Here is a 12,819-nt window from a genome sequence, read left to right on the forward strand (position 1 = left end):
GCACATAGGGAATTGCACATAGGGAATTGCACATAGGGAATTGCACATAGGGAATTGCACATAGGGAATAATGAGTTTACCCTTAAGTCCGTCATTCCGGCTTGTCCGGAATCTTATTTGGCTTGAGGATGTGCAGAGGCAGATTCCGGACAAGCCGGAATGACGACAAGGCAAGCAGGCACTTCCGGTTCGCCTCTGAGTCGGCACATGAGATTCCAGACAGGCCGGAATGACGGCAAGACAAGCCGGGTGGATACAATTTTTTATCGCGGAGTGAAGTTTTCTGCAACCTTGATTATTTTATCTTTTTTTTGTGTTGTTTTTGGTAGTATATACGGAGACTGTTATGAGCGATGACTATCAGAATACGGTTGATCAATACCTTCATAGGGCAAAGGTACTCTATGTTGAGGATGAGGCCGTTATCAGAGATAGTATTGCAAGATTCTTAAGGCGGCGTATCAAAGACCTTTTACTGGCCTCCAATGGGGAAGAGGGCCTTGAGATATACAAAAAAGAAAACCCTGACATCGTCGTGACCGACATAATGATGCCCATAATGGACGGTATTGAAATGTCGAGGGAGATAAAATCCATAAACGAAGATACCCCGATTATCATTACCTCCGCGTTTAACGACGAGGAATATTTTTTGAAATCAATAGAGATAGGCGTCGCAAAATATATCAAAAAACCGGTCAATAACAGCGACCTTCTTAATGTACTTGCCAAGGTGGCCAGGGCGGTGTCGCAGCAGAAAGAGATTGAGTCAAAAAACGAGTTTATCAAGACGATTCTCGACAACAATCCCACATTCATTATGATTACCGATATAGACGAGATATATTTTCTGAACGCTTCGTTTTTGCGCTTCCTTGGATTTGATACATTTGATGAGTTTATCGGAAAGGCCAATAGTATAAACCGTTTTATGGTGGTCAAGGAGGACAGTTTTTACAAGGGAAAATCGTTTAATGTGTGGATAAAAGAGGCCATTAACACCGAAAAAACAGATTGTATAGTCTTCATGGCCGGCAAAGACCAGTTAAAGAGCGAGGCAAGGGCATATATTATTCACGCAAACGCCATACCGGAGCTTCAGGAGCACAAGCGCTATCTCATCACCTTTACGGACATATCGCACATAGAGTGCGACATGAAGATGTTTCAGGATATGGCTGTAAAAGACGCCCTGACAGGCATTTTTAACAGAAAGAAATTCGGGGATGAACTGAGCAAGGAAATCGAAAGGTGTCTGAGATATAACAATTTCCTGTCACTCATTATTTTTGACATAGACCATTTTAAATCAGTAAATGATACGTATGGGCATCAGACCGGGGATTATGTGTTGCAGGAGATAACGAAGCTGGTATCTGAAAATGTCAGGAAATATGATATTTTTGCCCGTTACGGGGGTGAGGAGTTTGTGATTCTTACGCCGGAGACCAGCCTCTCCGGTGCGAAGGAGCTGGCTGAGAAACTCAGAGAGATAGTTCAGGACCACGAATTTGCTGATGTTGGAAAGGTAACCTGTAGTTTTGGCGTCTCAGAGTATGTCAAACATGAGGACCCCGCCGGTTTTATTAAAAAGGCGGACTATGCCCTTTATATCGCTAAGAACAAAGGCAGAAACAGGGTCAAGGCCGTAGAGAAGGAACATTCGTTCTTTTTTAATCTTCCCTATTAGGTACTATGAAGAAATGTCAAAGAAGAAGATATTAATCGTAGAAGACGAGATAATAATAGCCAAAGACATACAGAAGTGTGTGGAGGACCTCGGTTACGTGGTGACGGGGGCAGTGCCTACCGCGCGTGAAGCGTTTATGAAGATTGAGGAGCGGCGTCCCGACCTTGTCCTCATGGATATAATGCTGCAAGACGGAATTGACGGGGTCGAGGCAGCCTCTCAGGTACGCGCTAAGTATGATATACCTGTCATATATCTCACCGCCTACGCGGACGAAAAAATGATCGAGCGCGCGAAGATAACAGAACCATTCGGCTACTTGCTTAAACCGTTTGAGGACAGGGAACTGCACATAAACATTGAGATGGGGATGTACAAACACAAACTTGAAAAGTCTGTGCGCGAAAGCCAGCAGTGGCTGTCTACGACGATAAACAGCATTGGAGACGGCGTCATAGCGACTGATTTAACAGGCCGTGTCATTTTTATAAACGCGGCCGCAAAGGCTATGACCGGCTGGGAAGGCCAAATGGCCATAGGCAGGGCTGCCAATGATGTTTTTAACGTGACATTGGGAGAAAATGGCGAGAGGTTTAATCTGGGCAGAGTAAACCAAACCTCTGTTACGGAGCTTTCTAATCCTGTCCTGACCGGGTTGCACGGCAGGCAGTATCATATCAGAGGCTGTACGGCGGCAATCAGGGATGAGCTTGGCATATGTTATGGCATGGCCATAGCGTTTCATGACATCACAGAGAGGATACAGGCTGAGGAGGCGTTCAACTCCCAGCGAGAGAAATTCGTATCGGTGCTCATCCACGACTTAAAAACGCCCCTGCTTGCGATTAAGGGCTATACGAGAAGGTATTTAACGGGCAAGGCTCCAACAGAGGAGGCGAAAAATGAGGTCTTGCATATAATAGAAAGCGCCGCGGCCGATTTGCTTCAAATTATTGAAAAGACATCGAAATCGTTGAGGGAAAAGGCGTCCCTTGGGATGTCTAACCCTGTGGCGGTAGATTTCTCATCCATAATATCGTCTGTGGCTATGAATTGTCTGCCTATGATGGATGCCCGTGGGCTTAGTCTGAGCATTAATGGGGTGAACTCCGGGGATTATCAGACAGAAGAGCCACTAACGCTGACGGCAGACCCGTATCAGCTTAAGTCAATTGTCGAAAACCTCCTGAGCAATGCCGCCAAATACGCGAAGGCCTCAATAAAAGTGGAGGCGTCGGGCGACAGTTCCACTATCCTGTTTTCTGTATCTGACGACGGCCCTGGCATTGACCCTCAGTATCACAATCGGATATTCGATGTGTATTTTCAGGTACCGGGAAGCAAAAAGGGAACGGGGCTTGGCCTTTACAGCGTTAAGAAGGCTGTGGCAGACCACTACGGGGAGATAACGCTGCGCTCTGCCTCCGGTGCCGGCGCATGTTTTGAGATAAAACTGCCGCGCACGCCGAAATAGAGCCGGAATATAAATGTATCTTAAGATAATCTTAATAAGTTCGTGCATCGTTCAACTGGCCGCCGCCGCTTTGAGTTTCAGGCTGATAAGGATTACCGGTAGAAGCGGCGCATGGGTGTTTATTGCCGCCGGTGTTGCTGTAATGGCCCTCAGGCGGTTGATTTCACTTGTTGATTTGTTTTACAAAGACGTTGATGACATTTCTTATGTGCCGATGCCTCTGCCTGAGACAGTGGCCTTTTTGTCCTCACTATTAATACTCGTTGGGATTATGATGATTGCCCCGATATTTCGCGGCGTAAGGACAATTGAAAGGAGAAAGGCAAAAGAGACTACTCGTCGGCTTGACGACATAGTTGAGCTTCTTGACGACGCCATCGTCGCCGTTGACACTGAAGGAAGGATTACTCATTGGAACAATGGCGCAGAGTGTATCTATGGTTACTCAAAAGCCGAAATAGTATCCTCTTCCATATCAAACTTCTTTACGCCGGATAAGGCCAATGAGGCGCTGGAAATCCTGAACGAGATAAGCTCAGGTGCCCATATTAAAAATTATGAAACTGTCCACCTCAGAAAGGATGGCAGACAAATCAACATATCCCTTACCGTAACCCCGATAGCCGCTGCGACATCGGGAGCGATTGTTGGGGCGTCTTTTATCGTCAGGGATATAACCCAAAGAGTGAACCTGATTGAGTCACTAAGAAAGTCGCTTGATGACAAGACGGTTCTATTGCAGGAGATTCACCATAGGGTAAAAAACAACATGCAGATAATCTCAAGCCTTATTTACCTTCAGTCAGGACAAATAACCGACGAGAGATTTATAGAGATGTTTACCGAGATGCAGAACCGAATCAAGTCAATGGCGCTTATACATGAAAAACTCTATCAGACCAGAGATTTGTCCAGGATTGACTTCAGAGACTACATCCATACGCTTGTGGAAAACATCAGGGCTTCATACACGCGGTGGGACTATTATTTAACCGTAGACATAGACATAGCAGACATCATGTTAAATATTGAGACGGCTATCCCGTGCGGTTTAATAATAAACGAGCTTATATCAAACTCCCTGAAATATGCCTTTGTCAATGGGCAGACCAATGCCCTGGTCTCAATAAGTCTGCATTGCGCTGAGGACGGCCTCTGTGAGTTGTCTGTCAGTGACAACGGTTCTGGAATATCCTCCGATTTAGATATAAACAATACGAAGACCCTTGGGTTGAAACTTGTAAAGACACTTGTTGAGCATCAACTGGGCGGGTCATTGGAGTTGATAACCGAGATGGCTGTAGGGACGGAGTTTAAGATAAAATTTCGCGAACTAGTGTACAATCAAAGACTGTAATGATAGAAAGCGCCAGAATACAGATAGTCGAGGACGAGGCCTTAATAGCCCTTGGGTTGAAGGGTAAAATTGAGGGTTTTACTGGCTTTACAGTTACATCTATTGCCGCTACGGGCGAGGACGCAATCGCTGCCGCCGCGCGGGACGTGCCTGATTTGGTGCTCATGGATATAGTGCTTAGGGGCAATATGGACGGGATTGAGGCCGCCAGAGAGATAACAAACCGCTTTGGAATTCCAATCATATATCTGACCGCGTACTCTGACGACAAGATATTGGAAAAGGCAAAACTAACCGAGCCGTCGGGTTATTTATTGAAGCCATGTAACAGCAGGGAGTTGATGGTAACTATCAAAATGGCCATGTATAAGCACAAGATGGAGGAGTACCGCAGGAAGGCCGAAGAGGCTGAAAGACGAAGGCGGGATGAGAAACTCCTCATAGAGCAGGCAAAAATCTCCGCGATGGGCGAGATGCTCCGCGCTATTTCTCACAACTGGAGGCAGCCCCTAAACACCCTTGGACTTATTATCCAGGACATAGAGGACGCGCATAGATTTGGAGAGATCAACGGTAAGTACCTGGCCGAGTTCGTCAAAAACGCGATGACAGAGATAAATTCCATGTCCGAGACAGTGAGCGGCTATAGGAACCTGTTTAAGCCGGACAAGGAAAAGAGGCCGTTTAATGTCGTTGAGGTAACGGAGGAGGTCTGTACATTCCTTCAAGGCCAAATAAGGAGCCTGTCGGTTGATGTAAAAATTATTCACGCCGGCATAGACGCCATACATGTGACAGGATTTTTAAACGAATTTCGCCAGGTGATTTTAAATCTGATGTTTAACGCTATGGACGCCATTGTCGAAAGGAGAAAGGCGCTCGCTATAAGCGCGCGTGGCACGGCGCAGGTGGCAAATCATGTCGGTGTCATAACGATAGAGATAAACCGCCGCGACTCTATGGCCGTGCTCAGGATAGTTGACGACGGGGGCGGGGTGCCGGAGGCGCTTGCAAGCAGGATATTTGAGCCGTATTTTACTACCAGAGAACAGGGCAAAGGGATTGGAGTTGGCCTTTATGTGTCAAAGGTGCTTGTGGAGACTCAGATGGGCGGCAGGCTCTATTTTGAAAACGTGGAAAACGGCGCCGCGTTTTATGTTATGCTCCCTGAGACGCCGGACTAAAATCGCCATGCAGGGATAATTATAGGTAATAAAACACTTAGGAGGATAAATGGTAAGATTCTGTACATCGGTATTAATAATGGTATTGTTATTTGTTGCGCTGACCATGTCAGGTTGTAATCAGGCAAAAGATGACGCTATACACATAGGTGTGATAGCCGAGCTTACGGGCGACATACCGGCTGTCGGCGCGTCGTGTAAAAATGCCGCTGAGATGGCGGTAAAGGCGGTCAACGACACAGGGGGCATTGATATAGGTGGAAAAAAATACCCGTTAAAACTCCAGATAGAGGACTCAGCCGGACGGTCTGACCAGGCCGCCTCCGCGGCGCAAAAACTAATCACCCGCGATAAGGTCATCGCCATCGTAGGCCCGAATGCCAGTAGCGGGGCAATCCCCGCGTCAGAAATCGCCGAGACCTCAAAGGTTCCCCTTATTTCCCCGTGGTCAACAAATCCTAAGACCACGCTTGACCCCAGAACCGGTAAGCAGAAAACCTACGTATTTCGCGCCTGTTACATGGACTCATTTCAGGGCCGGGTGCTTGCGGCGTTTGCTATGGGCGAGCTGAAGGCCAAACGTGCGGCAGTCTTATATGACGTGGCCTCTGAGGTGCTGAAAGGGCAGGCGGAGGTTTTTAAGGCGACATTTGAGGGAAAGGGCGGCGCTGTTACGGGATTTGAGACCTATACAACTGGCAACAAGGATTTTACCGTGCAGATGACGAAGATAAAAAATGACAATCCTGATCTGATATTCCTTCCCACATACTATAGCGACGTACCCCTGCAGGTGCAGCAGGCACGCCGGTTTGGCATGAACGTGCCTATTTTGGGCAGTGACGCGTGGGGAAGCCATGACCTGCTTGGCCTTTGTGGGAAGGACTGTGAGGGGTCATATTTCAGCAGCCACTTCTCTGCGAATTCAACCGCGCCGGGTGTTAAGAAATTCGTAGATGATTATAGGGCACTCTATGGCAGTATCCCCGACGACGTGGCCGCCCTTACGTACGATTCCTTCGGCATCCTGTTTGAGGCGATGAGAAAATCAGGGAAGCCCGCCTCAGAAGACATAAAAAACGCGATTCAAAAGATAACCGGTTTTCAGGGCGTCACAGGCACGATAACATTCCACGAAGGCTCTGGCGACCCCGAAAAAAGCGTTGTCATCTTACAGATAAAAGACGGGGAGTTTAAGTGGTTTGCCGACATTAAACCCTAACGGTGCCCGGAATATAAAATTATAACGGAGTTGATAAAATAAGTTATTTCTGTTATGCTACACAGTAGATAAGAGGGAGATACAGGAAAATGATATTTGAACAGTCTATTGGGAAATTGAGTTGTAACGATTCTGTAAAGAAACATGTGTAGGTTGAACCGTGATCGAGAAAATACCTAACATCTATAATTCGTTTCAAGTTGATGCTCGGATTGTTGTAACAGCAGATGACACGTTGAATGCTTGTCAAAAATTACCGGATAATACTTTTTCTCTTATTGTTAGTTCACCACCGTACAATATTGGTAAGATTTATGAAAAAGAAACATCTTTACAAGAATACCTTCAATGGCAGGAAACAATTATTGCTCAATTAGTAAGAATTATGCAAAAAACAGGTAGTTTGTGTTGGCAAGTTGGAAATCATATAAATAATCGGGAGGTTTTCCCTTTAGATATTTATTTCTATCCAATATTTAAGAAAATGGGATTAAAACTTCGCAATAGAATTGTTTGGCATTTTGGTCATGGATTACATGCTTCATATAGATTTTCAGGACGTTATGAAACTCTATTGTGGTTTACTAAATCTGATGATTATATTTTTAACCTTGACGATGTGAGAGTTCCGTCTAAATATCCTGGAAAACGTTATTACAAAGGAGATAAAAGAGGGATGCCCAGTGGTAATCCATTAGGTAAAAATCCGTCTGATTTCTGGAATATTATTACAGAAGAATTTGAGTTAGGCATTATTGACATTCCCAATGTTAAATCTAATCATCCTGAGAAAACCTGTCATCCCTGTCAATTTCCTATAGAACTCATAGAAAGGTGTGTGCTTGCATTTACAAATGAACATGGTTGGATTATAGATCCTTTCTGTGGAGTAGGTTCTGCACTTATTGCTGCCGTGAAGCATAATCGTAAAGCAATGGGTATAGACAGAGATACAGAGTATTGCAAAATTGCGACACAACGATTAAATTCATATTATGGTGGGACACTTAAAATGCGCCCTATTGGCAAAGAAATTTATAAACCTACAGGAAAAGAACGTGTCTCACAAATCCCAATAGAATGGTCAGATTAGGAACTTTGATATGATAATTGCGGGGATGTTTTCATTTAACAAAGGAGAAGAAATTATTGAAGAAAAATATCCACATTTGTTAAGAGATATTAAATCGGTTATTTCATCTGTTAATGCAAGTGAACATATCACTAAAAAAAGCAGAGAAAAGACGATGAAAAACAAAATGCTCTATAGTCCAATTGAATTAAACAAATCCTTTAAGAAGTATTTTAGCCTTTTGGGATGGGGAAAACATAAAGAAATGTGTGATTATCCTACTCAATATTATACCACAGGCTATGAACCTAAACCACTGAGAGCAGGAGCGTTTCGTGAGATGGATTTTGTAAAAGAAGGGCTTGGAGTTGAGGTTCAGTTTGGTAAATATGCGTTTATGGTTTATAATGTTTGCGCGAAAATGACAATTTTTCATAACCTTGGTATCATCAATACTGGAGTGGAGATCGTACCGGTAAGAGGATTTGCATCTGAAATGTCAACTGGAGTTTCATACTTTGAACAGTTTGTTTGGGATTTACAAAAAAGGGGTTGTGCTGACATTGATATTCCGGTTTTAATTTTGGGAGTTTCTGGTTAACCTTACTAAATAAAAAATGGCCTATATCTCACAGCAGTTTTTAAACATGCTCCAGTTAGGCAGTTTGTATGCCGTGATAGCCCTTGGCTATACGATGGTGTACGGGGTGTTGTCGCTTATTAATTTTGCACACGGGGATTTGTTTATGGTGGGGGCGTTTTTGTGTTTTGTTGCTACGGCCAAGCTGCACCTGCCCTTTATGCCGGTGATAGTGGCGGCTGCGTTTGGCACCGCGCTGCTTGGCGTGGCGGTGGAGAGGCTTGCCTACAGGCCGCTTCGTGAGGCGCCTAAGGTTTCGGCGATTATCACCGCACTTGGCGTGGGTGTGTTTATTGAAAATTTCACGCTTGCCCTCAGTCCATACCCGCGGCATGTCCCTGAAATTCTTCCAAACATAAGCTGGAATTTCAGCGGTCTTACGGTGTCCTCCATACAGGTACTCATCATCGTGGTGTCGGTCTTGCTCATGGTGTCGCTTGATTTCATAGTAAGAAAGACGAGGTTTGGGATGGCGATGAGGGCGCTTGCGTGGGATATAAAGACTCTACCCTTGATGGGTGTCCCTGTGAACACGATAATAGCCCTTACGTTTGCCATAGGGGCGGGGTTTGGCGGGGCGGCGGGGACTATGTACGCGATGGCGTTTCCTGTGATAGACCCGTACATGGGGATAATGATAGGCTGGAAGGCCTTTATTGCCGCGGTAGTGGGGGGGATTGGAAATATCAGGGGGGCGATGCTTGGCGGTTACATTTTGGGTGCGGTTGAGACGCTGGCCGCCGTGGCGCTGCCCTCTACGTACAGGGATTTTATTGCCTTTACGCTGTTGCTCACCCTCCTGATTTTCAGGCCAAACGGGATATTAGGAGTTCCAAAGACCCTGAAGGTATGACAACGGTGCCGTCGGCCATTCATAAGCTCTCTATATTTTGGGATGCCCTGATGTCGAGGCGCTGGCCGCTTTTTTTATTACTTGCCCTCGGTTTTATTACCTCAATATTAGTAAGCCGTTATAACCTCATTGACCAGTATCTTGAGCTTGTTGCGATGTATGTGGGGATTAATATAATCCTTGCCCTGAGTTTGAACCTTGTCAATGGGTACATGGGGGAGTTTTCAGTGGGGCACGCTGGGTTTATGGCGGTGGGGGCGTATGGGGCCTCTATACTGACCGTTAAAATGTTTCCCCCCTGGGTCGGCGTTTGGATTTTTCCTTTAGCGATAATCGCCGGTGGTGTGTTGGCGGCGGTGGCGGCGGTTGTTGTGGCCATCCCGTCGTTCAGGACGAGGGGCGATTATCTGGCAATAGTGACGCTGTCGTTTAATATGATAGTGAAATCTGTCCTTGAAAACGTGGACGCGGTAGGCGGGCCGAGGGGTTTTCTGGGGATGGAGAAGCTGACCACGCTGCCGTGGACATTTGCGTGGACGGTGGTGTCGGTATGGGCAATCAGGAATTTCGTGTACAGCAATATTGGCCGCGGGGTGTTATCTATCAGGGAAGACGAGATGGCCGGTACCGCGATGGGTGTGGATACGAGAAAAGTAAAACTTCATGCCTTTGTGGTGTCGTCGTTTTTTGCCGGAGTGGCTGGGGGACTTTATGCCCATCTCCTGCAGTTTATCTCTCCGCGCACGTTTGACATCATAAAATCTACGGAGATACTCATCATGGTCTATCTTGGCGGGGTTGGCTCAATAGCCGGCTCGATAACCGGGGCTGTTATCTATACCGTATTAATTGAGGCCCTCAGGGTGTTGGGGATGTGGCGGATGGTCATTATGCCCCTTTTACTAGTCCTGCTGATGATATACCGGCCAAAGGGCATATTTGGATTTACCGAGTTCCGGTGGTTTAAACCCATTGCCGCTAAGAAAAGCGATGGTGCAATTGTGCCATACCCGGCAGCGAATGAGCGGCAGGTCCCCATTGACGAGCATCTATTAACCATCACCGGCCTTACGCATTATTTTGGCGGCCTTTGCGCCTTGTCGGACTTTAATCTCAAACTCGACTCAGGCCGGATTATGGGCATAATCGGCCCAAACGGTTCAGGCAAGACAACCCTGTTTAATCTGATATCCGGCTACTATCGCCCGAGCCGCGGCAGCGTAGTGTTCAACGGCGCTGAAATCACCCGTCTGCGCCCCAATGAGATAAACGCACAGGGCATAGCGCGCACGTTTCAGAACATCCGCCTGTTTAACAACCTCACGGTGGCGGACAATGTGAGGGTAGGAATGTTTAATTCTGTTGATTATAACGCCGCGGACGCCATGGTGCGCACGAGGAGTTTTATTAAGTGCGAAGCAGATGTGTCTGCACGTGTGCAGGCGCTGCTTGAGCTATTCGCGCTTGATAAATATGCCAAAGAGCTGGCCAAAAACCTGCCCTATGGCCAGAAGCGCCGCCTTGAGATTGTGAGGGCGCTTGCCACGAGACCGCGGCTGCTGTTGCTGGATGAGCCGGCTGCCGGAATGAACCCGTCTGAGACGGGGGCGTTAATGGAGCTTGTCCATAGAATAAGGGACGAGTTCCAGCTTACAGTCATGGTAATAGAGCATCATATGAGCTTTATAATGGGTCTTTGCGAGAGAATTGCCGTGCTGGATTTTGGCGTGGCGATAGCCGGTGGAACCCCTGAGCAGATTAAAGACGACAAAAAGGTAATAGAGGCATATTTAGGCAGTTCCGGGTCAAAAAATTATCGTGGAGGCCAATAGACGATGGCACCGGCATTGTTATCAATAAAAGACCTGTCTGTACATTATGGGAATATCAGGGCGGTCAGAGGTATTACATTCGATGTCCGGCAGGGGCAGATTGTCGCCCTGATTGGGGGCAATGGAGCCGGTAAATCATCTCTTTTGCGCGCAATATCGGGCATGACCCCCTTTAATGGTGAGATACAATATAAAGGTATAAGATTAAACGGCACACCCGCGCACAAAATCGTCTCACTTGGCATAACGCATGTGCCGGAGGGTAGGGGGATATTTGGCAGCCTCACGGTAAGGGAGAACCTGATGCTTGCGGCGTGGTGCAGAAAAAAAGACCCTGAAGCAATAGAAGAAGATTACAATCACGTTATGAAAACATTCCCGCGGCTTGGGCAGCGCACGGAACAGATGTCTGCCACGCTTTCTGGTGGGGAGCAGCAGATGTTGGCCATAGGGCGGGCGCTGATGTCAAAGGGGGATTTGATATTGCTTGATGAGCCTTCAATGGGGCTATCGCCGGTGCTGTCCGATGAGATTTTCAGGATAATCGCCGGGATAAACAGGGCTGGGGTGACGATATTGTTAGTTGAGCAAAACGCCTTCATGGCGCTACAGTTGGCGCACTACGGCTGTGTGATGGAAAACGGGGAACTGGTGCTTGAGGCAGAGGCGGCGGCGCTCCTTGATGACCCGCGAGTAAGACAGGCATATTTGGGGGTATAACGCTGGTAATTAAGAAGGGAGGAGTGGGATGGGATACATGTACAAGTTCCCAAATCGAGCCATCAAGGCAACGGCTCGATTTGTTATGTACCCCACCCCAAGCTGTATGGAAGCTTTGCGGAGTGATTTTCGGCGTTGTTATTCTCTAAGCAACAGCGACGCGCCGAAATAAACGACTTCAAACAACAGTACCCACTTAATCAGCCTGTCCAACTTCACATCGTTACTACTGTTGTCACGGCTCTTTAGTTCCATATTTGGTCAGGCCTCCTTATTGCTACAAAACCAAAGCAATAGTATATTAGCAAGAAGAGTGCCAGAGAAAATAAGAGGTAGTTGTTTTTTACAAACCTGATAAATATCAAGTAAAAACAAATGGTTAGTAAATATCAGACAAGCGGGTCAACCTGTGATAGAAGGTAAAAAACCTGTAAGGAATCCCAACAACTGTCGGTAGATTTTTGACGGTGGACAGTAGCCGTTAGCCGGAGTTCTGAAGCAAACATTGCAACCACGGCAACGGTTGTCGCAGACATTGAGGTAAGATGGAAAAAGTGGACACCAAAATATAGTAAAATAACCTACAAGATGGAGGTGTTCAATGGAAAGAATCCCTAATGGGAAGTACACGAAGGAGTTTAGAGAAGAGACCGCTCGGGATACCGGTGTTGAAAGACCGGATATTACAAACGGCTAATGAGCAATGTATTAGAACCGAGAGGGGATAATCCCCCGTCTTGGCGTTTGACCATCTGAAATGGCCAAATGCTTACTT

General features: G+C 46.6%; 10 protein-coding genes. All 10 read left to right on the plus strand.

Annotation, left to right across the window (positions count from 1 at the left end; all coding sequences use genetic code 11):
* Positions 1-346: 346 nt before the first annotated feature.
* Positions 347-1,690, plus strand: a complete 1,344-nt coding sequence (locus tag AB7D94_RS09850) for a diguanylate cyclase (protein WP_420265661.1) — start codon at positions 347-349, stop codon at positions 1,688-1,690.
* A gap of 13 nt (positions 1,691-1,703) precedes the next feature.
* The gene (locus AB7D94_RS09855) at positions 1,704-3,164 is read left to right on the plus strand and encodes a hybrid sensor histidine kinase/response regulator (protein ID WP_420265662.1); all 1,461 of its coding nucleotides are present in this window, start codon (positions 1,704-1,706) and stop codon (positions 3,162-3,164) included.
* A gap of 13 nt (positions 3,165-3,177) precedes the next feature.
* Entirely contained in the window at positions 3,178-4,521 is a 1,344-nt protein-coding gene (locus AB7D94_RS09860) for a sensor histidine kinase (RefSeq protein ID WP_420265663.1), read from the plus strand.
* Positions 4,521-5,705 carry a response regulator gene (locus AB7D94_RS09865; RefSeq protein ID WP_420265664.1) on the plus strand — a complete coding sequence of 395 codons (1,185 nt, stop codon included), beginning with the start codon at positions 4,521-4,523 and terminating at the stop codon, positions 5,703-5,705. The genes AB7D94_RS09860 and AB7D94_RS09865 overlap by 1 nt, the downstream gene beginning before the upstream one ends.
* A 49-nt stretch (positions 5,706-5,754) precedes the next feature.
* Entirely contained in the window at positions 5,755-6,927 is a 1,173-nt protein-coding gene (locus AB7D94_RS09870; protein WP_420265665.1) for an ABC transporter substrate-binding protein, read from the plus strand.
* Between the two features lie 163 nt (positions 6,928-7,090).
* Positions 7,091-8,020: a DNA-methyltransferase gene (locus tag AB7D94_RS09875; RefSeq protein WP_420265670.1), complete on the plus strand. Its 930-nt coding sequence runs from the start codon at positions 7,091-7,093 to the stop codon at positions 8,018-8,020.
* 10 nt (positions 8,021-8,030) lie between these two features.
* Positions 8,031-8,600 (plus strand): BglII/BstYI family type II restriction endonuclease, encoded by a 570-nt coding sequence (locus tag AB7D94_RS09880; RefSeq protein ID WP_420265666.1) that lies wholly within the window; start codon positions 8,031-8,033, stop codon positions 8,598-8,600.
* A 46-nt stretch (positions 8,601-8,646) separates the two neighbouring features.
* Positions 8,647-9,492, plus strand: coding sequence for a branched-chain amino acid ABC transporter permease (locus AB7D94_RS09885; protein ID WP_420265667.1), 846 nt, complete (start codon positions 8,647-8,649; stop codon positions 9,490-9,492).
* Positions 9,489-11,324: a branched-chain amino acid ABC transporter ATP-binding protein/permease gene (locus tag AB7D94_RS09890; protein ID WP_420265668.1), complete on the plus strand. Its 1,836-nt coding sequence runs from the start codon at positions 9,489-9,491 to the stop codon at positions 11,322-11,324. Before AB7D94_RS09885 ends, AB7D94_RS09890 begins: the two co-directional genes overlap by 4 nt.
* A 3-nt stretch (positions 11,325-11,327) precedes the next feature.
* Positions 11,328-12,044, plus strand: a complete 717-nt coding sequence (locus AB7D94_RS09895) for an ABC transporter ATP-binding protein (RefSeq protein ID WP_420265669.1) — start codon at positions 11,328-11,330, stop codon at positions 12,042-12,044.
* Positions 12,045-12,819 lie beyond the last annotated feature (775 nt).

It is taken from the genome of Candidatus Magnetominusculus dajiuhuensis (assembly GCF_046044395.1).
Taxonomy (GTDB): Bacteria; Nitrospirota; Thermodesulfovibrionia; order Thermodesulfovibrionales; family Magnetobacteriaceae; genus Magnetominusculus; species Magnetominusculus dajiuhuensis.